Origin of the sequence: Alteromonas sp. CyTr2, assembly GCF_947311905.1 — a bacterium.
Lineage (GTDB): Bacteria > Pseudomonadota > Gammaproteobacteria > Enterobacterales > Alteromonadaceae > Alteromonas > Alteromonas macleodii.
This window is the reverse complement of sequence record NZ_CAMZMZ010000030.1, coordinates 22,363-44,979: the sequence shown is the minus strand read 5'-3', so window position 1 is coordinate 44,979 and position 22,617 is coordinate 22,363. Positions and strand designations below refer to the sequence as shown.

16 protein-coding genes are annotated in these 22,617 nt (G+C 45.1%); 6 read left to right on the top strand and 10 right to left on the bottom strand.

Features of this window, described 5'->3' with window-relative positions; translation table 11 throughout:
* Positions 1-61 precede the first annotated feature (61 nt).
* A complete protein-coding gene (locus QME20_RS14850; RefSeq protein WP_187447234.1) occupies positions 62-1,369 on the bottom strand; it encodes a TIGR00366 family protein in 1,308 nt (435 codons plus the stop codon).
* A gap of 67 nt (positions 1,370-1,436) precedes the next feature.
* On the bottom strand, positions 1,437-5,570 hold the full coding sequence (locus QME20_RS14845) for a hybrid sensor histidine kinase/response regulator (protein WP_281716173.1): 4,134 nt from the start codon (positions 5,568-5,570) through the stop codon (positions 1,437-1,439).
* Positions 5,571-5,945: 375 nt separating this feature from the next.
* Here QME20_RS14845 and QME20_RS14840 point away from each other — a divergent pair, with 375 nt between their 5' ends.
* The gene (locus QME20_RS14840; RefSeq protein ID WP_187446662.1) at positions 5,946-6,287 is read left to right on the top strand and encodes a carboxymuconolactone decarboxylase family protein; all 342 of its coding nucleotides are present in this window, start codon (positions 5,946-5,948) and stop codon (positions 6,285-6,287) included.
* Between the two features lie 62 nt (positions 6,288-6,349).
* Here the strand turns inward: QME20_RS14840 and QME20_RS14835 are convergent, their stop codons facing one another.
* From QME20_RS14835 to QME20_RS14820, 4 genes are all read right to left on the bottom strand, one after another.
* Positions 6,350-9,103 carry a pitrilysin family protein gene (locus tag QME20_RS14835; protein WP_281716172.1) on the bottom strand — a complete coding sequence of 918 codons (2,754 nt, stop codon included), beginning with the start codon at positions 9,101-9,103 and terminating at the stop codon, positions 6,350-6,352.
* A gap of 203 nt (positions 9,104-9,306) precedes the next feature.
* On the bottom strand, positions 9,307-9,600 hold the full coding sequence (locus tag QME20_RS14830) for a YfcL family protein (RefSeq protein WP_281716171.1): 294 nt from the start codon (positions 9,598-9,600) through the stop codon (positions 9,307-9,309).
* 96 nt (positions 9,601-9,696) lie between these two features.
* Complete coding sequence (locus tag QME20_RS14825; protein WP_281716170.1) at positions 9,697-10,860, bottom strand: ATP-NAD kinase family protein; 1,164 nt, start codon at positions 10,858-10,860, stop codon at positions 9,697-9,699.
* A gap of 25 nt (positions 10,861-10,885) precedes the next feature.
* The gene (locus QME20_RS14820) at positions 10,886-11,596 is read right to left on the bottom strand and encodes an elongation factor P hydroxylase (protein WP_281716169.1); all 711 of its coding nucleotides are present in this window, start codon (positions 11,594-11,596) and stop codon (positions 10,886-10,888) included.
* Positions 11,597-11,750: 154 nt separating this feature from the next.
* Between QME20_RS14820 and QME20_RS14815 the strand changes: the two genes are divergently transcribed.
* From QME20_RS14815 to QME20_RS14800, 4 genes are all read left to right on the top strand, one after another.
* Positions 11,751-12,461 carry a hypothetical protein gene (locus tag QME20_RS14815; protein WP_281716168.1) on the top strand — a complete coding sequence of 237 codons (711 nt, stop codon included), beginning with the start codon at positions 11,751-11,753 and terminating at the stop codon, positions 12,459-12,461.
* A gap of 64 nt (positions 12,462-12,525) precedes the next feature.
* On the top strand, positions 12,526-12,975 hold the full coding sequence (locus QME20_RS14810) for a thioesterase family protein (RefSeq protein WP_187446659.1): 450 nt from the start codon (positions 12,526-12,528) through the stop codon (positions 12,973-12,975).
* A complete protein-coding gene (locus tag QME20_RS14805; protein ID WP_281716167.1) occupies positions 12,972-14,210 on the top strand; it encodes a retropepsin-like aspartic protease in 1,239 nt (412 codons plus the stop codon). Before QME20_RS14810 ends, QME20_RS14805 begins: the two co-directional genes overlap by 4 nt.
* An 83-nt stretch (positions 14,211-14,293) precedes the next feature.
* Positions 14,294-16,555, top strand: a complete 2,262-nt coding sequence (locus QME20_RS14800) for a multiheme c-type cytochrome (RefSeq protein WP_281716166.1) — start codon at positions 14,294-14,296, stop codon at positions 16,553-16,555.
* Positions 16,556-16,615: 60 nt separating this feature from the next.
* Here the strand turns inward: QME20_RS14800 and QME20_RS14795 are convergent, their stop codons facing one another.
* The 3 genes from QME20_RS14795 to QME20_RS14785 all read right to left on the bottom strand — a co-directional run bounded on the left by QME20_RS14795 (position 16,616) and on the right by QME20_RS14785 (position 20,121).
* Positions 16,616-16,978, bottom strand: coding sequence for a HopJ type III effector protein (locus QME20_RS14795; protein ID WP_281716165.1), 363 nt, complete (start codon positions 16,976-16,978; stop codon positions 16,616-16,618).
* A gap of 142 nt (positions 16,979-17,120) precedes the next feature.
* Positions 17,121-19,163, bottom strand: coding sequence for an NADPH-dependent 2,4-dienoyl-CoA reductase (locus QME20_RS14790; RefSeq protein WP_281716164.1), 2,043 nt, complete (start codon positions 19,161-19,163; stop codon positions 17,121-17,123).
* 118 nt (positions 19,164-19,281) lie between these two features.
* Positions 19,282-20,121, bottom strand: a complete 840-nt coding sequence (locus tag QME20_RS14785) for a crotonase/enoyl-CoA hydratase family protein (RefSeq protein ID WP_014976911.1) — start codon at positions 20,119-20,121, stop codon at positions 19,282-19,284.
* A 137-nt stretch (positions 20,122-20,258) separates the two neighbouring features.
* Here QME20_RS14785 and QME20_RS14780 point away from each other — a divergent pair, with 137 nt between their 5' ends.
* Positions 20,259-20,870 carry a TetR/AcrR family transcriptional regulator gene (locus tag QME20_RS14780; protein WP_039225239.1) on the top strand — a complete coding sequence of 204 codons (612 nt, stop codon included), beginning with the start codon at positions 20,259-20,261 and terminating at the stop codon, positions 20,868-20,870.
* Positions 20,871-20,922: 52 nt separating this feature from the next.
* Here QME20_RS14780 and QME20_RS14775 read toward each other — a convergent pair whose 3' ends face one another.
* On the bottom strand, positions 20,923-22,575 hold the full coding sequence (locus QME20_RS14775; protein WP_187446656.1) for a choline dehydrogenase: 1,653 nt from the start codon (positions 22,573-22,575) through the stop codon (positions 20,923-20,925).
* Positions 22,576-22,617: the final 42 nt, after the last annotated feature.

Here is a 22,617-nt window from a genome sequence, read left to right as displayed (position 1 = left end):
TGTGGCTTCACATTCGGCTCTTTTCGCTTTGTTTTACGGCGTTAAATTGCTCTCGAAATCCTCACACAAACCGCAATACCAAGGAAATAATGACACCGGTTACGATAAGCTGAACCAAGCAAAAGCCCATAATGTCTTTGGCTTTCAGGCCGGCTATGGCAAGTACGGGGAGCGCCCAAAATGGCTGAATCAAATTGGTCCACGCATCACCCCACGCTACCGCCATGGCAACTCTATTTATTTCGGCTCCAAGTTCAGCGGCAGCAGGCAAGATTACTGGGGCTTGCACTGCCCACTGCCCTCCACCCGACGGCACAAAGATATTAACAATGCCTGCGCTAATAAAACTCCATACTGGCAGCGACTCTGCAGATGCAAAGCTAATCAGCCACTCTGACATGGTTTGGGCCAATCCTGATTGAACCATTACCGCCATGATCCCCGCATAAAATGGGAACTGTATAACAATACCACTACCGCCCTGAACGGCTTGCTGCAGGCTGTGCAGTACATTGCGTGGTGTGCCGTGAAGGACAATAGCGAGAAAGAGAAATAGCATATTAACGATATTGAGATTAAGCCCGCCCCCTGAAGCAAAGTAGTTAGTGAGATACGCAAGCCCGGCAAAGCCTACAAGCAACCCAAGAGCTTTACTATTTTCAAGCTTGTCGGCGGGCCGCTCGTTTTCTGCTGAAGGTAAAGCATCGTCTTGTAGCTTTGTGCTATCAACAATCACGCTTTCAGATTTAGGAGGTAGCATTAAGCGATTTACAAGGGGGATAACTACAAACATAATCGCCAACAACAGCAAGTTAAACCCGCTGAATATAGTCTCGCTTGTACTCATTACGCCAATTTGTGCTTCTGAAAAATGGCCCGGTGTTGCAATTGTTAAGGGCACAGAGCCCGCTAAACCACCATGCCACACAATAAAGCCTGAATATGCGCTTGCTACTAATAACCGATAATCCACCGTCACTTTTCTTGCCAAGGCCTTAGCAAACAACGCACCTACAACAAGGCCAAAGCCCCAGTTAATCCAGCTTGCAATCAGCGATACCAAGGTGACCAGAACAATGGCGCTTCCTGGACTTTTCGCTACGCTGGCGAGCCTTTCAAGCAGTGCCTTTACTAACGGCGTGCATGCCAACATAAACCCGGTTACTAGTACCAAGAGCATTTGCATTGAAAATGTGAGCAGCCCCCAGAAGCCGTCACCCCACTGTTGAACTGTGGTAAGTGGTGATTGGCCTTGAATGACCACTGCAAAGACAAGCGTTATGAGCGTTAACAATAAAACGAAAATATAAGGGTCGGGAAGATATCTTTCGACGAGTTTTACGAAGGGTTTAGATGCACGATTTAGCATTAACGCTCTCACAACTTGTTAAAAACTTGTTGCATATTAACGCGTTTACTTCCTCGTTGGCGAGAGGCTAGTTAATTTTGCTTAGCCACTTCTGTAAGGTTGAAGTTACTTTTTGGTGATCGATAGGCTTTGTTAGAAAGTCGTCCATACCTGCAGCCATGCACATATCTTTATCTCTCTGCATGGCATTGGCCGTCATCGCAATAATAGGCGTACTTTTATAGATATCTCCTGCCGCTCCTTGGCGGATGCATTTCGTTGCTTCAAATCCATCCATTTCTGGCATTTGGCAATCCATAATAATTGCGCTGTATTGTGCTTCAAGCTTGCGGTTCTTCAACATATCTAACGCTTCTAAGCCGTTGTTCGCCACATCTACCTGATACCCTTCGCTTTCGAGCGCATTAGTAGCGACCAGTTGATTTATCACGTTATCTTCAACTAACAAAATTCGTGGTGCTTTTATAGTAAGGGGGCGGTTTTCAGTTTCTTGCTCTGCCAGGCCTTCATTTGGACGTTGCTCTGCAAAGTCTGCAGTACCCATACCCAACTGCCCTGGATGCACATCGTTTTGTGTGCCGGGTTTGCCTACCGTATTTTCTAGTATTCTTAGTAAATCTGTTGTCGTTATGGGTTTTGGCAGACATTCGTTAATTGGCAGACCTCTAAACTCGCTATAGCTATCGACATCGCCTAATTTGGTCATAAGAATAGTACGACTGAACCTTAAGTTTTCGATACCCTCAAGGTTCAGTAAGTGATTGTCTTGCTCGTGGTCATCAACGACTTTTTCCAAAAACAAAATATCAAAACTTAAAGGGCCTTGTTCACTAATCTCATCAGCTAAGTAAAGCGTGGCAGCCTCTTGTAATGACGATGCAGTTGACGCATTCACACCCCACAGCCCAAGCTGATTTTGCAAGGTATGTCTTGTTGATGCATTGTTATCCACTATTAAGCAACGCGTGTTCTCTTTAACAAGTTCAGATTGCAGTTTCGTGCTTTCCTTCGAGCACGTAACTTTGCATATAACGTTGAAGCAGCTACCTTTGCCAAGCTCTGACGCAACGCTTATGTCACCACCCAATAAATGACACAAATTCTTTGTGATACTTAAACCAAGTCCAGTACCTCCGAAGCGCCTCGTTGTAGACGCGTCTACTTGGGTGAAAGCGTCGAACAAATGAAGAAGTTTGGATTCCGGGATGCCTATCCCCGTATCTTTTACAGTTAAGTGAAGCATAGCTTCATTTTCAACATCACTTGGAAGTAACTTTGCTGCAATGTAAATTTCACCCTGTTCAGTGAATTTAACGGCATTGCTTAAGAGGTTAGTCAGAATTTGTTGAATTCGGTTTGGATCTGAATATATCTTTGTTTCGCTAATTTCAGAGACATCAACGATTAGCTCTAGTCCTTTTTCTTGTGCTGAGTGCGCTACTGATAGCGCGACACTCTCCACCAGTTCCCTTAGGTCAAAATCCAAAGACTCTAATTCAAGCTTACCCGCTTCTATCTTTGAAAAGTCTAGAATGTCATTGATAAGCACAAGCAGTGAGTTGGCACTGGTTTTAGCAATACTCACGCGCTGGCCTTGTTCTACTGTTAGGTCGCTTTTTTTCAACAGCTCAAGCATGCCAATAACTCCGTTCATTGGCGTCCTAATTTCATGGCTCATATTGGCGAGAAATTCAGACTTCAACTTCGTGGCCTCTTCAGCACGTTCAAGCGCTTGTTTTAAATCGTTCGCCTGCGCTTTTAGCGACGCAGTTTTTTCAGATACCTGCTGCTCTAGTGTTTGAACAAAGCGCTTTTGTTTTGTAATTTCCGTTTGTTGTAAGCGGGTGCGCAGGTAAATCACCGAAACAACCATACCTAACAAAAGTAAGCCATAGATAGTGTATGCCCACCAGCTTTTCCATGGTGCTACTTCCACATGTAAATTCAACGAGAGGGGATCATCACCCCACTCTCCATTTGGTTTCTTGGCTTTTACGAGTAACCTGTAGTCCCCCCCGTTTAAGTTGGTAAACGACACCGAAGTATGATTTCCAATATCAATCCACTGCTCATCGTACCCTTCTAACTTGTATGCAAAGTGGGCGCGCTTAGGGTCTGAAAAATCTAAAAGTGCAAAATCTAATGAAAAAAAGTAGTCTTCATAAGAAAGGTCGATATCAGTGACATAGGACAGTGGATTATTAAGCTCTACTGATTCCCCCATCTTTTTAAAATCGGTGAGAACTATTTTTGCGCTAACGGCGTCAGTTTGCTCTTGGTTATATTTGAAGTACTCTATTCCCCGCTGACTACTCGTAAAGAAAGTTTTTCCACTCGCTTTAATTAAACTACCTGAGTAAAAGTTTTTGCCTGCCAAATCTGTAGTACTGTTGTAGCTAATAACATTTTGTGTGTCGGGATTATAAAGAAAAACACCTTTATTGGTGGTAAGCCACAGCCTGCCGTCCTCACCATCGGCGATAGCTCTTATTAAGGTGGTGGGCAGCCCATTCTTTTCACTAAAATGCTTAAAGGATTTAGACTCTGCAAAATACTGGTACAACCCCCTTTGGGTAGCTATCCATATTTCTCCAGCATTTGTTTGGTGAATATCTTCCACAATGCTATCGACCAAACTTCCCTGCTGGCCCTCTGCGCCACTAAAGTTCGCGAAACTTTCACTATCAGCTGACCACAAATTCACACCTCCGCCCGAGCCAACCCACATATTTCCGCTGGCGTCTTTGTATAAGCTATGAATTTCTGGGTGCGTTAAACCGTCTTCGGTTGTGAGATGCTTAAATTCCTTGGAATGCTTGTTGTAAATGTAGATACCGTGCTTATAGGTACCAATCCAAACGTTGCCATCATTATCTAGTTCAAGTGCTCTGAACTCACGAAACTGGCGATAATTACTGTCAGTCTTAGAGTATCCAATGCGGCTTATTGCTTTAGTACGTCGGTCAACTTTGGCCACAAAGTCATCTTGCGCTACCCACAGAAACCCGTCTTGATCCGGAACTATAATAGGTCTTTCTATAACCCCACGCTCTTTATAACCTTTAAACTCTTTAAATACCGAGCCGTATTCTTTTTGCAAAAGCTCTTCTTTCACTTTCCATTTGAATACGTCGGCATTTGCCGTAACGATGAGCACATCGCCACTTTTATCTTCATTTTCATCTACATTATCAAGTGCGATACCACTTGGTGCTGTTAGTAATTCACTATTGATTTGTTTAATTTTACCGCGAGGGGAAAATTTAAAAATTCCATGAACCTCACTGGTAATCCATTTGGTTTTAGTATGGTCTTCAAAAATTATGCGAAGGCCATTTTCATAACCAAAGTCAACCTTTTCAACGTAATTCCCCTCTCCGGTATGTCGATACACCCCCTCGGTAGTAACGAACCATATTTGACCATCATGATCCTCAATCATAGAGTTTACTTGACTTAGTGGTTTACCTTCTCGTGTCGTTTGAGGCAGAAAAACACCGGAACTTGGAAAGAATAAGAAAGGCCCGTTTTGCGTAGCGACAAATAGCTGATGAGAAGATGTACGAAGTAAGCTGCGTATTTCATTTGCGCCTGTCGCAGTTTTGTTTTTGGGTTCAGGCAAGAAATGCTTGGCGTTTAGCGTCTTTTTATCGAGTAAATTTATCCCATAGCTGGTTGCTACCCAAAGGCTATCAGCGTCGTTATCAATAATGTCCCAAATGCGATTATGGGAAAGACTGTTTTTATCTCCTGGTATTTTTTGAACTCGCTGAAATTGCCCATTGCCTAGAAAACGGTTAAGCCCTTTGTCGTAAGAGCCTAGCCAGATATCACCTGCGTTATCTTGGAAAAGTGACTGAATTCGGTTTGATGACAGAGAATTTACATCATCAGCCACATTTAAATAGCGCGCATACTGACCGGTCGTAGGGTCGTATCGGTTGACACCACCGCCCCACGTACCCACCCAAATATTGCCCTCTGCATCCAACATTAAGTTACCGGCATCGTTATGAGAAAGGCTTTGGTCGTCTTCACTGCTCGACTCAAAGAGCTTAACGTTGCGACCGTCGTAGCGCATTACGCCATTTTCTGCTGTGCCAAACCAAAGGAAGCCTTGGCGGTCTTGGACTATGGAATAGATTTCTGATGAAACGAAGCCATCTTCAGCTGTTAAAAGTTCAACAGCATATTCATTCATTAACTTGTTCGAACCAGATGCGAGAGCAACGCTAATGTAGATTACATTTAGAAGAGCTACTGCAAACACGCGAATGGGTGAGAGTATAAATTTTGTCGTGTTCACCAGAGACGTTGTCTTCAAATCAAAAATGGAACTGCTAATTAAACTTGTTTAACTTTAGTACATGTTGCCGCCGCTCACCATTCTACAAAAGGCGCATTTGTACAATATCCTTAACAGTTATTGACTTACGTCATAGCGCACTATTAACTTTAGACTAAAATAGATACGTATTGAACGATAAGATTTGCTTTGAACTTTATTTAGATTAAGCCTTAGTATCTATAGATGTTCAAGCCTAATAGGCTATTACATTTTCATCAGGGAAACTCTATGACGAAGTCATATAAAGAAATTACAGATAACTTAAATCCATATCTAGCCGAGGTTAAAAAAGGCGTGCCAGAAGTCATGAAGGGGTTCTCAGATATGGCCAAGGCGGCGACCGCCGATGGTGCGTTGGATAAAAAGACGAAAGAACTTATTGCCCTTGCGATTGGTATTGCAACGCGATGTGATGGCTGCATAGGTTTTCATGCTAAAGCGTTAGTGCATTTAGGTGCTACCCGTGAAGAAATAGAAGAAGTGTGCGGTATGTCGGTATACATGGGCGGAGGCCCATCATTTATGTACGCCGCCGATGCTTTGCGTGCGTTTGACGAATTTAGCGAATAATTCTGAATAAAAAAGGGCCGAGAAATTTCTCGGCCCTTTCGCTTGCTTTGCAGTGTCGCTTATTACAGTGAATTCATGCTTTGCACGCTAACAGGCCCGAGCTGAGCCGCTTCAACTTCTGCTTTAATCTTCTCGGCATCTCCGATGATTATCCAGGTTAATTTCTCTGGGTGCAGCACTTCTTTCGCCGCGTTACTCAAATCGTCTAAAGACAAGCTGTTGTATTTCTCGACCAAGGACTCTGGGTAGTTATATTGTCTGTTAAATCTTTCACTCGACAGTAAGCTATACAATACCGCGTTAGCCGTCTCAAATTGACCTGGCAAAGAGCGAACTTCGTCTAACCGCGCCCTTTCAAGTTCATTCGCCATTGGCGGCTTTTCACCTAAGTAAGCGTTAAGCTCTTTCTTAAGCTCAAGCAGTGATGGACCTGTTTTATCGGTTTGCACCGGCGCATAAACCATAAACGGACGCTGTCCCCTAGCATCTTGCAGGAAGGTGTACGCGCCATAAGACCAGCTTTTATCTTCACGCAGGTTCATATTAACGCGAGCAGTAAAAGCACCACCTAAGGTTAAATTCATGGCATTAATTGCAATATTGTTGTCAGCCCCTGTTGGTGGCGCTAAATGTGCAGCCAGAATAAGTGACTGTTGTGCACCAGGGCGGTCGATAATAATCGCTTGGCCTTGCTCAGGCATTGACGCTTCAGCAATTTGCTTCGCACCTTTGCTACCTTCTACCTTCCATTTTCCAAACTCTTTCTCAAGCATGGGTTGAATGGCACCTAACGTGGTGTCGCCAACAACAAAAATTGTCGCATTGTCTGGGCGTAGCCACGTATTTTTAAAGTTAACAAGGTCATCTCGCGTAATCGCTTGTACGTCTTGTTCAGTTCCGGTACCGGTAAACGGAATACCGTACGCATGGCCTTCACCATAAATAAGAGGCGGAAGTAACGTAAGCGCAATACTTACAGGGCGTGTTTTTTGCTGTGCAATATTACTTAATATAAGCGCTCGTTGACGCTCAATCTCTTCCTTTTTGAACGTTGGTGATTTCAAGATATCACCCATTAGCGCCAAAGAAGGCTCCATGTTTTCCGTTAACATTGACATGCTAACTGTGGTGGTATCTAGGTTTGAGCCAGCGTTTAAATCAGTACCTAACTGCTCAAGCTCTGCCGCAAGCTCCAGCGCGTCATATTTTCCCGCGCCTTCGTCGAGCATCTGTGTGGTGAAGCTCGCAAGTCCTAACTTGCCACCCGCATCAGCAGCGTAACCTGCGTCGAATTGCACCGCAACATTCACCAATGGAACCGTAGAGCGTTTTGCAAATACTACCTTTACACCGTTAGAAAGCGTAGTTTCTGTCACCTCAGGAAAGCTCAGTTGAGTCTCTGCATCGATTGAAGGCAAGCCAGAACTGCGGTCAACGCCTTCGGTAGATGCTGTGTGCTCAATAAACGGAACAACCGTGATTTGATGCCACCCTTCTTTTAGCCATTTATTCGCAGCCGCTTTAACCCCTTTAGGAGTAGCCTGTCCTAGCTCACTCAATTCAGTTTTGAAGTAGTTAGGGTCGCCAGCAATGAACTCACCACTAGCAAGCGTATCGGCTTTACCGCCAAAGCCCCCAACCTCTTCAAGCCCGCGAATAATTGAAGCACGTCGCTTAGTCGACACCAATTTAACTTCGTCTTTGCTTGGACCTTTACTCAAAAACTCGCTAATGACTTTATCTATTTCTTTTTCCACTGTCGCAACGTCAACGCCATCTTTTACGTCAACCGTCACACCAAAAATAGACGCCATTTGTAGCTCGTAGTTAAACACCGAGGCATTGGTAGCAATTTGTTGGTCGTACACCAGTTCTTTGTAAAGGCGTGAGTTTTTACCATCGCCCATGACACTCGCGGCAATGAACAAGTCTGTTGCGGTTGAAGAGGTATTTTCAGGTGAAACCCAAAGGCGGTAAATGCGCGATTGAGGTACTTTGTCTTGAATCACTTCGCGGGTGTTTGCGCTACGCTTTGGCACCCATGCTTCCCACTTAGATAGTGCTGGGCCCGGCTCAATGTCAGCGAAATATTTGTTAACCAGAGGTTTGGCTTCTTCTGCGTTAATGTCGCCGCTTAGCACCAGTATTGCGTTATTCGGTCCGTAATATTGGTTAAACCAGCCCTTAACGTCGTCTAACGAGGCGGAGTTAAGATCTTCCATCGAGCCAATCACCGTATGATGGTAAGGATGCCCTATGGGAAATAAGCCTTCAAAAATATGTGTGAATACGCTTCCATATGGCTGGTCTTCGCCCTGACGTTTTTCATTTTGTACAACGCCACGCTGTTCGTCTAATTTCTCTTGTGTTACCGCACCTAACAAGTGCCCCATGCGATCAGATTCCATCCAGAGAATACGATCAAGTGCAGGTGTCGGAACGGTTTGGAAATAGTTAGTACGGTCAAAGTTTGTGGTACCGTTTAATCCTGTTGCCCCAGCTTCTTGTAACGGCCCAAACCATTCATCGTCATAGTTCTCCGTGCCGTTAAACATTAAGTGTTCAAATAAGTGCGCAAACCCTGATTTGCCGTTTGGTTCGTCTTTTGAACCCACCTTGTACCAAACCGCAACGGCAACCACTGAGGCCTTGCGGTCTTCATGAACAATTACGGTTAACCCATTATCAGTAGTGAACTTTTCGTAGTCGATATTGATATCATTTTTAGCAAACGCTGAGCCAACCAGCGTACTACTTACTGCCAGCACACCTACACTTACTTTTAAGCGCTTGGTGAGATGCTTAAGTACAGTCATTTCGTCATCCTTAATCTTATTATCTGTGCTGAACACTAAAATGTGCCAGGCACCACAAAACGGCTTTACGCCAGTACTAAACATAAATCAATTTGGTAGTTTATAAAGAGTTGCGATGTAGAAAACTGTAACGGATTGTAAAAGAGAGGATAAACGACGAACGAAGAAATATTGCTAGGGGAAAGTAGAGAAGAAAGTCGCAATTATATTGCGACTAACCGTGCCCAAAGCGCTTTTACTTGTTTAGCATCTTCACTTTCTAATTCGTTGTTGGCGAATGCGCTATTAAGGCTTTCGAGCATTTTATCATTAAGCATCGTAACCGTAGCATCTTCTTGCATTTCTAACTGGCGAGCCTCTACTGCAAAGTGACCTTGCAAGTAGCTGGCTATAAACAATTCGTCATCACTACCGTGATTTACCACGTCATCAAGCGATGCCTCAATATCTGCGATGGCGTTAACGACACTTTCTGGTGCTGCAGCAGGTGGTAACACGTCTTACTCCTTCCTGTTTTTAAATATCAAATCTTAGTTCGAGATAAACTCATTTTTTATGGCTATACATGTGCTGTGTTGTATCAAACTGCGTCTTTAAACAGCTTGGCAAAGTACTTTATCTTTATACCCAGTGATAACCGTGAACGCGCCTGCGAGTTCAGCGTCTAGCGTTGCATCGCTTGAGTCTAAGCGAAGCGGCTTACCGTTTAATGCCTGTAGTTTTTGTTTAGTGGCAACAACGAGCATATTCTGCTTGCCAATTTGACGGATAAAAGCAGGGCTAAGCTGCTGATTTCCGCGACCTAATATGTGGCCCTGACCACCGATCACCGTCAAAATGACTTTAGTGGGCTTGTCATGAGTCAGCGCAATCAGTTCGCTCGCAGTAACGTCACTTGCGATTAGCTCACCTTGTTTAACCACATCCACACCTAACAAGGTATTTTCTAGGCCAAGAAAGTCCATGACCGCACCTACGGTGGAGCCGGATCCCATGACAAAATAGGTGTCAGGCTCATCGTCAATAATTTCACCAACGTAAGCGGCAATGTCGTCAAGCACTAAGGCCTCGTCTTCTTTCCCGCCCATTTTTACTGCTTGAACGTAAGTGAGCTCTGCGGGTACGCGCATTTCACCATAGTGTTTGGCAATAACTTTGCCCTCGCGAAACGCGTTTTCGTCAATATCACGCACTTCGGCGTCCATTTCACTCACAAGCTCGCCTGCGATCATCTGACTTACTACCTGCCCTGCCGCTGACGGCGACACGCAGTAAACGCCAGAGTGAATTTTGCAACCTGCAGGCACACCTAGCACGGGCACCTGTGTGCCAACTACGCTACAGATATTACGGGCTGTGCCGTCGCCACCGGCAAAAAGCAGTAAGTCGACGTTGGCGTCCACCATTGCTTTAGCTGCACGCTCTGAATCTTCGCCCTCGGTTTGCACGGCATCAGCCGTGTAGATTACCTCATAAGGAATACCTAGAGATTCACAGATTGTTTCACCCATATCGCCCGATGCTGTCACGACGGTAAATTGACCAGATAAGGCTTCTAGAATACTGAGCGCTTTCGCCATTTTTTCGTTGGCTTTTTTCTCTGCTCCCATAGCCAGTGCTTTTTCGCGAATTTCTGCACCGTCGCTGCCTTTAAGCGCGAATGCTCCGCCTATGCCGGCAAAGGGGTTTACCACAACACCCAGTTTGAATTTGGGTTTGTTATCAAACGTTGATTGGTTAAGATCAGTTTGATTCATTCGGCATCTACTCCTATCCCGCCACCTAATTTGCTGTTAGCGTATTTTTTGACGTGTCTGTTACCGTACTATTTATTATGCTGCTACATGAACCAGACGACTTACCTTTACCAAACGTAGATGACAGCGCATTAATAAATTGTTCAGCCCGAGGCGGAAAGCCCTCAGATTTATAGCGTTCAAGCTGTGCGGCTACGTTTCGCGTAAAACCTTCTCTGTCGGGCTCAGCGCCGTTTAAGTTATCCGTGCTTACCTGAAACTTTCTTCCTGCTGCTTCTGTAAACGCCCACTCAATGGCCTGGGGCTTAATTTCTACTTTTTCGAAGTCAGCTTGCTGTGATGCATCGCGGCCATCTGGGCAATACCAGTAACCGTAATCTTCTAATAGTCGACGCTTTTCACCCGCAATACACCAGTGCGCAATTTCATGCAAAGCGCTTGAAAAAAATCCATGAGCAAACACGACTTGATGATAAGGTGTTGCGCTGTCTGCTGGGATGTAAATGGGTTCGTCATCACCTAAAACCAAGCGCGTATTAAAATCTTCAAATGTCGAATTAAACAACGCGATTAACACAGGTACATCAACGTCTGCTTCTGAGTGATCCGACCCCGTAGTCGTTTCTCGGTGCATGCCCGGATATTCACTTTTTAGGCTTTCAACGTTTGAGCCTTTAGTATCGGTATTTTTAGTTTCAGTCTTGGCAAACAATGCGTGATGACTTGCGATATTCATGGCGGCTAATAAATTCTACATAACAGAGCTATTTCAATGGCGGTGGAGTATACCAGTAAAACTTTGTCTTCTCACTTGAAAGGCTCGCTTGCTTAGGTCAATCTAGGTTTACAACAACGAATTAGCCACACTATCTCAACAGGGAGTTTGTCATTTGGCGCAAGAGATAATTAAACATATTCATCGGGTCAATGCCCTTCGTGACTTAGCCAATCAGTTGGGTGTAATGCCTATCATTCATCAATTGCAACACTGGCAATGCGAACGCTTACTGGTCACCCACGACGATTTAGCACAGCAAAAACGTTACCAAAAAGCCATGGCTTTTTTTGTAGATGAATTGTACGGGCCAAAAGATTTTAGCCAACGGGACGCTGATTTAGTGCGAGTTATTCCGAAGCTCGCAAAAGTATTGCCTGACAAAGCTATGAACGCCATGGACGACGCATTGTCGTTAAATGCACTATCGTTCGATTTAGATATGGCGATGGCTCAGTACTTACAAAGCCATTTTCCCGGAGAACCTATCAACCGAGATAACTACGCTTTGGCGTATCGTAATGTGGGCAGAATTGAGGATAGAAAGCATCAAATCGACATAATTTCCCATTTGGGCGATCAACTCGCCGACGTTATAAAAATTCGTGGTATAGGTATGTTAATTTCACTGTCCCGTCGTCCAGCTAAATTAGCAGGATTACTCGCATTGCATGAATTTTTGGAACGAGGGTTTGATGCGTTTAAAGCGATAGGTGACGTGCAGAGCTTTATTGACCCCGTATTGGTGAGAGAAAAAGCGATAATGCAATTATTGTTAAACGATGATTTAACGTTACCTGAAGATAATCCCCTGCCTGTGGTATGAGGCACAATACCTGAACGTGAAGAAGCAGAGTAGATCAAAGCAAAAATATGAATAAGGAAAAGATTTGAGCACCCCAACGCTTAATTGGATGTTAGACGCCCCCTTTGTGCAGCAGTGGCATATTGATGAAACGCACATCGACCACTATCAGCACGTTAATAATGTGGCATACCTGTCGCAGTTAGAAAGCCTAGCATGGGCCCATTCAAACGCGCTTGGCTTGCAGTTTGCCGATTATCAATCGCTTAACCGTGGCATGGTCATTAAGCGCCACGAGCTAAACTACCACCTGCCAACACATCTTGGAGATACGTTAGAATGCGCTACATGGATAGTGCATTGCGACAGCAAACTTACTTTGAAACGCCAGTTTCAATTTATCTGCCCAAAGCGAAACAAAACCGTATTTGATGCTATGACCACATTCGTATGTGTTAGCCTTGATACTGGCGCCCCAAAGCGAATGCCTAAACAATTCGTGGACATCTATGGCAAAGCGTGTGTGGCGCAATGAAAACGTGGCTAGCGATAGTGCTTTCGCTCTTCCTTATTGTGTCGTTAGGCATAAACGTTTACCTATGGCTTAGTTTAAAGCAGCACAATGATAAAGCTTATGCACTAGAGGCCAGTTATGAACACCGTTTAGATAGTGACAAGCAGCTAGAAACCCAAGCACAGTTGGTGGATGAAACTCAGGTAAACGAAAAAGCTGAGCCCTTCAACAATGAACGCTCTCCCGCCAACTTTTCACCTATGACAGGCACTAACACGGCACCCAACGCACTTGACGATCTACGCACCTCTTCACCACTCGTTAATCAAGAGCAATTAGAGTCACTGACTACCCTACTCAATAACGAGCAATACGCGTTGCTCGCCACTGAATTAACAAACCTTTTAAAATATGACCCGCTCAACGAATCTCTGTTGTTGCTAGAGGGTGAACTGATTGAGTTAACCAAGCCTCTTTCAACGGCCATAGTGCACTACTACGACTTGGCCGAACTGCCTCTTTCAACTGAAACTCTCTCATTTATTGACGCAAAAATTGCCACTTTGTATCAACAGGCGCAGACGCAGTTAAGTCAAGACGAACAATGGGAATTGGTTGCCAGATTAAATGAGCCACTGTATCAACGCATACCTGACGCTAGGCACTACACCCTTAATTTGGCTGAAGCGTACGCTTATCAGCAAAAGCTTACGTTAATGGAAGACGTGCTTGCTGCCCTTCCATCAAACGACAGAGACGCGAATATCATTCGCAATAAAGCCTATGAAATGCGCGATATTGCCAACGCAGACGCTACGCCGAACAAGAGTGAAATAGAGCCAACAGGCGCTGAAGCCGCAGGTTATCAAACCCGTGTAGCCTTAGAGCGCATTGGCGATCAATATCGCCTTGATGTAAAGGCGCTTAACCAAAAAGCCACCATGATTTTAGATACGGGTGCCAGTACCACCGCAATATCATCGCGACTCTTTGCGCGTTTAGGCCGAATGCGAAACCTCACGTTCATTGGTAACTTCAACATTAGAACCGCGTCAGGAACCATTGAAGCCCCTCTGGTACAAATACCCCGATTTTACTTTGCTGGCTACGAGTTCAACGATGTTTCTGCCGTCGTGCTGCCCGAAGACGCTCTACCCGATGCCGACGGATTGTTGGGAATGAACGTTCTAGGTCATTTTGACTTTGCAATAATGCCCCAGTCTAGTGAGTTGATTTTGACAGAGCGTGATGAGTAACACTCTAATCAATGAAAGCGTGCAATATAAAAACTAATATTGTGATAAAATATTAGCTGTAATCGAAAGTCATGGATGTAGTAGTGTCGCGGTTGTTCTCACTCTTCGTTTTATTAACGCTAACAACAAATATCTTTGTTGTCGCACAAGCACAAGAAGCAGCAAATTGCGTAAACTGCCACAAAGAGCAAGTTGAACAGTGGAAAATATCTGACCATGCCAAAGCGATGGACCATGCTACCGACTCGTCAGTACTTGGTAACTTTGAAAAAGCGACCATCACACACTTCACACAAACCTCGTATTTCTTCAAAAACGGTGGCGATTTCTTCGCAAAATTAACTGAAGCCGGTGTTACAACAACCTACCCCATCACCTATGTCTTTGGGCACTATCCGCTGCAGCAATATCTAGTAGAAACGCAGAACGGGCAATTTCAGGTTTTTCCTTTCGCATGGGATGCACGTGACAAGAAAGAAGGCGGTCAACACTGGTATCCCAATTATTCATCAGAAGATATAGCGACCAACGACAGGTTGCATTGGAAACAACCATTGCAAAACTGGAACGGTATGTGTGCTGACTGCCATTCTAGCGGCTTAACGCGTAATTTTGATACAGACTCCCTCTCATTTAATAGCCAGTTTGATGAAATCAACGTCTCATGTAAATCTTGCCACGGCGAGATGTTGTCACACGCTGACGTTAAAAACAGTGAATTTGAGAAAAACGAGGGGAACCACTACCGCTTAAGTGAACCTGCTGATGAATTTCACAAAAGTTCAGGTACCACGCTTGCCAACACTTCTCCCACGTTATCCCGAAATGAGCAAAAGTCGCTAGGAAAATGGCTGTTAAAAGAAGGAAGTCGTATTGCGACATGGCATGAAGAAAAAGATGGCGAATTTGTTCCAGCTTCCCGGGACAATTCGTTTATGGATACCTGTTTCGCCTGTCATTCACTTCGCAGTGCACTTACTGATGGTATCGAGCCACAGCAGCCTTTCTTAGACCAGTTTTCCCCTTCGCTGCTGCTTCCCCCTCTTTACTTTGCTGACGGCCAGATTCGAGAAGAGGTGTATGTTTATGGCTCGTTTTTGCAAAGTCGGATGTATGAGGCAGGCGTTAACTGCAATGACTGCCACAATCCCCATTCTATGAAGCTTAAAATAGAAGGTAACGGCTTATGCTTGCAATGCCACTCAGTCGCCACGTATCAAGGTAAAATCCACAGTAGACATGCTGAAAGTGAAGGTGCTAATCAGTGCATAAACTGCCATATGCCTAGCCGCACTTATATGGGGGTTGATGCTAGACGAGATCATAGCTTCAGTATTCCAACTCCGCAGGTTTCTGCTATAACAGGTTCACCCAATGCATGTTTGAATTGCCATAACAAAGACAACGCGTGGGTATCGAAGCAGCTAACAAAATGGTACGGAAGAGATTCTACGCTAAGTAGTATTGAAGAAGATTACGTGTCACTTATGCACGGCGATAGTTTTAGCAATCAAGCTATATTACGTATTGCACATTCAGCATCGTTGCCTGCAATAAAGCGAGCAACGGCGATAACCATGCTCCCTTTAACAAATCAGCCGCTCAGTAACAAAGATTTACGACATTTCATTCAAAGTAATGAACCGCTAATTAGATTAGCAGCAGCGCAAGCCGGCCGAGCTCTTCCACTTCATGAACGGATGAAATCGTATGTCAAACTGCTTGATGACCAATATAGAGCCATTCGCATTGCGGCGGCAAACAACCTAATTGGCTCCGATAAAAAAAGTAAAAGCTTTAAGAGCGCACTGTCGGAACTTACGCTGTCAAATAAGGTAAATCAATGGCGTGGTGAAGGTAGCCTGAATCAAAGTTTAGTTGAATACCAACTAGGAAATGTTGGTCAGACAGAAGTATTATTAAAACAAGGTGTCAGAGTAGACCCATACTTTGAAGCCAACTATATAAATCTTGCAGAGCTTTACCGTACTCAACACAAAACACAGTTGGAAAAGCAGATCTTACTAAATGGGACAGAAAATATGCCCGAAAGCGATCTATTTAATTACGCTCTCGGGATGTTTTATATTCGAAATCAAGAAAAGCCAACTGCGATTACTTACTTTAAGAAAGCCACAGAACTTGCACCGGATAATCCACAAAATTGGTATATCTATGCACTTGCACTTGATAGTATCGGAGAAACTGAAACTGGGATTAGTATTTTGAAAAATGTCATTATCACAACCCCAGACAGCTCTCTTGTTAAACTAGGCTTGTCGTTGTCACGGAAACTCGGCGATGATGCCTCAACCCTCTTTTTTCAATCAAAAATGAGACAATAGCCTGCTCCCTCAGTTTGACTGTGAGGGAAACTAGCGGCCGAGCTATACTAGATTCAACCACTACATAGCAGGAGTGGGTACCAAAGGAAACGTCTCAAACACCACCCCTTCATGCCCCGTTTTCATAAAATTGCGGATATTAGCGTGATCGCTACCGTTCGGATTATTGAGCACGTCTTCTCGATAAAAACGCCCAAATAAGTCTAGCGTTTGCGCTTGATTGAGGTTTAAGTGCTGACCGAGTGCGAGCAGTTTGCAAGAGCCGTTATTCTGATTGGCTTCGTTTTTCACGTCTCCATTAGTGAAAGCGGTGGGCGTGAAAACAAACGCGCTATCAACGAGCGTGATAACGTCGTTAAATTCGATAGTATCTGGGGAATTAGTGACTGCTTGAACTAAGTCTTGGGTGCTGCTGTATGCCATGTTTATCTCAAAAAAAGAAAACGATAATAACAGGTCTATGTCTTTACAAAAGACCACAACAGGTTCACTTTTGATATAAACAGAAAAAAGCGCCTCTCCATGAGGCGCTTATAATGCTAACAAGGTTGGGTTTACTAGCTCGTTAAACCGCAGCGCACACGCGCGTACCTTGGTCGATGGCCCGTTTTGCATCTAGCTCTAATGCTTCGTCTGCACCACCAATTAAGTGATAAGGCATTTTTAAGCCTTCAACAATATCACGCATCGGCTCTTGGCCTGCACAGATGATGATGTTGTCTACCGGCAATATTTGGCTGTTACCATCAACCGTAATATGTAGCCCTTCGTCATCAATTTTATCGTAACTTACACCTGGGATCATGGTCACGCCTTTGGCAAGTAGTCCTACTCTGTGCGCCCACCCCGTTGTTTTGCCTAGACCCGCGCCAACTTTGGTTGTCTTGCGCTGCAACAGGAAAATCTCTCTTGGCGATGGCTCAGGCTGCGGCTTAACGCCTTCGATGCCCGCGCGAGCAGAGAAGGTCATATCAATACCCCACTCTTTCATAAATGCAGGAATATCTTGGCTTGGCGTTTCTTTGCCATGAGACAAGTACTCAGCGGTATCAAAACCAATTCCACCAGCGCCGATAATGGCCACTTTATTGCCAACGGGTTTCTTTTCCTTCAATACTTCGATATAGGTCAGCACTTTTTCGTGCTCAATGCCTTCAATCGCTGGCGTACGCGGCTTGATCCCCGTCGCAATCATCACTTCATCGAAACCTTCGTCGTTTAGCGCAGCCGCATCAACATAAGTATTCAATTTAAGGGTAATGTTCTTATGAAGCTCAATTTGGCGCTTGAAATAACGCAGCGTTTCGTAGAACTCCTCTTTGCCTGGAATTTGTTTGGCGATATTAAATTGACCACCAATTTCACTAGATGCATCATAAATCACCACGTCGTGACCGCGCTTGGCAGAAGTCACTGCCGCTGCTAATCCAGCTGGGCCCGCACCTACCACTGCAACACGCTTTTTGGTTTCTGCAGGCTTGATGTTAATTTCAAGCTCGTGACAGGCTCGTGGATTTACCAAACAGCTGGTCATTTTGCCGTTAAAGACATGGTCTAGGCATGCTTGGTTGCAGCCAATACAGGTATTAATTTCGTCGGCTTTATTTTGCTGGGCTTTGCGGACGAAGTCAGGGTCTGCCAAGAACGGACGTGCCATAGACACCATATCTGCATCGCCGCGAGACAACACTTCTTCAGCAACTTCAGGCGTGTTAATACGGTTCGATGTGATCACTGGAATTGAAAGCGCCTCTCTGAATTTTGCGGTAACCCACGTAAATGCCGCTCGCGGTACTTTAGTGGCAATGGTTGGAATACGCGCTTCGTGCCAACCAATGCCGGTGTTAATAATAGTTGCACCGGCTTTTTCAATTTCTTTGCCAAGCTGCACGACTTCATCATAAGTAGAGCCACCTTCCACCAGGTCTAGCATCGATAAGCGATAAATAATGATGAAGTTCTTACCTACCGCCTCGCGCACGCGGCGTACCACTTCAATAGGCAGACGGATACGATTCTCGTATTCGCCTCCCCACTGATCGTCACGGTGGTTTGTGCGCTTTGCAATAAACTGATTAAGGAAATAGCCTTCAGACCCCATGATCTCAACACCATCATAACCCGCGCGCTGGGCTTGAGTTGCGGCTGTAATGAAATCTTTAACTTGCTTCTCAATCTCGTCAGCTTCAAGTGCCTTGGGCTTAAACGGATTAATAGGCGCTTGTACCGCAGAAGGTGCAACAAGCTTAGGGCTATACGCATAGCGCCCCGTGTGCAGAATTTGCATACAGATTTTACCGCCAGCAATGTGCACCGCGTCAGTCACTTCTTTGTGATTTTTCACTGCTTCGTCTGTATCTAAACGAAACGTTGACGGATGGGTAGCACCCTCTTCGTTTGGTCCTATACCACCTGTAACGATAAGCCCTACGCCACCTCTGGCACGTTCACCATAAAATGCCGCCATACGTTTATGGCCGTCGGGTAATTCCTCTAAGCCTGTATGCATAGAGCCCATTAGCACGCGGTTTTTAAGGGTGGTGAAACCTAAATCTAACGGACGAAATAAATGAGGGTAAACGGGATGATCGGTAACGGTCTGATTCATGATACATTCCTGAAAGTCGTTTTGGCTTGGTAAAAGCCGTTAAAAAGCCTGTTTAAATATTCTTATCTAATGCGCTCTTTCTCTGAAGGCGCTATGTAATTCAACGAATTACATAAACTTACGAATTCATTTTCTTAATGGCTGGGTGCAATGGCGGATATTCTGGCAGCGTTTTGGTTTTCTGTGCTTCCATGGCTTTAAACACATCTTCCATTTGGAACATGCCCGCTTGCCATGTGGCCATATAGGTCAAGCTCTCTGCCACCGTGTGTTCTGCCGCGTAGTTAATCATAGTCTTAGTGCCTGAAACTGCTAACGGCGAATTCATTGCAATCTGCTGCGCTATTTTCATCACTGCGTCTAGCAATGATTCTTGGTCGTCAAATACCTGATTTACAAAGCCAAGCTGCTGCGCTTCTGCTGCACCAAAATTGCGACCTGTATAAGCCAGTTCTTTAACTATGCCAATGGGAATGAGTTTTGGAAGTCGCTGAAGCGTGCCGACATCGGCTGTCATGCCTAATTGGGTTTCTTTAATAGTAAAAAAAGCATCTTGTGTGCAATAGCGCATGTCACATGCACTAAGCAAATCTACTGCACCACCAATTGCCCCGCCCTGCACGGCACCAATAACCGGCATACGTGCCTGCTCTATGGCGGTAAAGCTATCTTGAAGCAACATCACCATACGGCGCATACGCTCTGCTCTGCGCGACGGGTCGCCCTTAAAGTCTTCTTTCATATTCAGGAACACCGATAAGTCCATACCGGCAGAGAAATGCTTACCCGTTGATGAAATAACAATGACACGGGCGTTGCCTTCATCGTCTATTTCACGAATAGCCGCTGGCAATTCGGTCCAGAACTCTGGGATCATGCTATTCATTGCGTCGGGGCGGTTTAGTACTACGTGGGCAATATGACCCTCTTGTTTTACTTCTAATGTAGAGTACTTCATGGTTTGCGCTGTCTCCTTGGGCTGTTCCTGTTAACAAATTTGCAAACTAGACAGCGTCAAGATAAAAGGCTATGTTGACAGTGTCAAGATAAAACGTTATCTATTCGTCTCAATTTGAAAATGGAAACATCGGGTTTATGGCTAATGCAGTACAAAGCTACCATCACGGCGACTTGCGCAGCGCACTGATAGAGGCGGCAACGGCGCGTCTGTCTGAATACGGCGTTGATAGTTTATCTCTCAGAAAGCTGGCAGAAGATGCCGGAGTGTCACGTACTGCGCCCTATCACCATTTCAAAGACAAGAGTGCGCTTTTAAGCGCCATTGCAGCCAAAGGCTTTAGCGATTGGCATACCGCAGCTAAACGAATCTTCGAACAAGAAGACAAAACACCGCAGGCACGTTTCCGCGAATTTGTGCACGAATACATTGGCTACGCTGCCGACAACCCAGAGATGTACGAATTGATGTTTGGTCGCACAATTTGGCAAAACCAAGCGGCGACCAACGATCTGAAAGAGGTTGCATTTCCCTGCTTTCAGTTTCAAGTGACGATGACGCGCTATTGGCAAGATAAAGGGCTTCTCCCAAATAATCAGGATGCGCTGAGACTCGCACAGGTTACTTGGGGCACGTTACACGGGATTGCACGATTGCTTATTGATGGTATCTACGCTGACAGCAGTCATATCGAGGAAATGTGTGATTGTGCAGCAGATTTATTTATGCAAAAGCAAATGGATGCTTAGAACGGATGAATTGCCAGAGCGAGACGAAGACTCGCTCGTAGCACTTTTTTAGTTACGCCGATTCCGCTTTAGCCATAGATACTGGCTGGCCTTCGTGCGTCGCTTTAATAAACTCAGCAGCACGTTCAGCAATCATGACGGTGGGCGCATTGGTATTGCCGCCAATTAGGCTGGGCATCACAGAAGCATCTACCACTCTAAGACCTGCTATACCTCTTACCCGCAATTGGGTATCAACCACTGCCATCTCATCGTCATCACTGCCCATTTTACAGGTACCAATTGGGTGATAGATAGTTTCAGCACGCTCACGTAAAAACTCTAATATTTCTTCATCTGTTTGTGCTTCTACCCCAGGATATAGCTCACTGCCTTGGAACTTGTCGAAGTCTGGTGCAGATAGCAGCTTACGAGCAATGCGCACACCTTCAATCATGACTTGCTGATCTTCCTCTGCAGTCAAATAATTGGGGTCAATAAGGGCTTGATCAGCAGGATGGTTGCTTTGAAGCGAAATAGTGCCGCGACTTTTGGGGTATAGACAGCATACGTGAAGGCCATAACCGTAACCAAAAGCTAACTGTCTTCCATGGTCGTTTAAAATTGCCGGTAGAAAGTGAAACTGGATGTCTGGACCTTGTGTCGCTAAGCTTGAGCTAACAAAGCCACCTGCTTCGGCAATGTTGGACGAGAAAATACCTTTGCGCCTAAACGCATAGTCTGCGGTGGCTTTTACGTAGGAAGGCAAGGCCCCTAACGCCACGGCATAGCCCTCTCTCGCTTTACAAGTATATTGTACAATTGCATCAAGATGGTCTTGTAAGTTTTGACCCACACCAGGCAAATCTTGCTGAACAAAAATCCCCTTTTCTTCTAGCTCTGCTCTGGGTCCTATACCTGAAAGCATAAGAAGTTGTGGTGAATTAATCGCGCCGCCACACAGGATAACTTCGCTTTTAGCAAAATAGCGATTTACTACGCCTTTTTCACGTACCTGAACGCCAATTGCACGCCCCTCTTTTAACAGCACTTTTTCGGCTGCGACTCTAGTAAGTACAGTTAAATTGTTGCGATGCTTAGCCTGCGTTAAATACCCCTTCGCCGTTGAACAGCGTTGCCCGTTGGCCTGTGTAACATGGTAATACCCTAACCCTTCCCTGTCGTTTCGGTTAAAGTCGTCCAGCTGTTGATAGCCTGCAATCGACGCTGAGTTCACAAATGCGTCTGACAGCACGCTGGTATGCCTAAGCTTGCTAACATTGAGTGGGCCGCCTGTGCCGTGGTATTCATCAGCACCTTCTTCAAAGTTCTCAGAGCGTTTGAAATAAGGCAGTACATCATCAAACGACCAACCTTCAGCCCCTTCTTCGTTAGCCCAGCGGTCGTAGTCTTCTTTTTGCCCGCGAATATAACACATCGCATTAACCGAACTGCTGCCGCCCAAGGTTTTACCGCGGGGCCAGAACAGTTCTCTGTCATACATCTCTTTTTGGGGTGCTGTGTGATAACCCCAGCCAATCCCCTCAAATCTACTGAGTAAAGACAACCCAAACGGGATATGAATAAGCGGATTAGTGTCCTTTGAGCCAGCCTCTAATAGCAAAATATCTAACGCGGGGTTTTCTGATAAACGGGTGGCAAGCACCGCGCCCGCAGAACCGCCGCCTACAATAATGCAATCGTATTTGCTCAGTACTTCGCTCATTTCGCCAACTCCTTGAGGGCAAGACTATTAAATGTTAAAAAA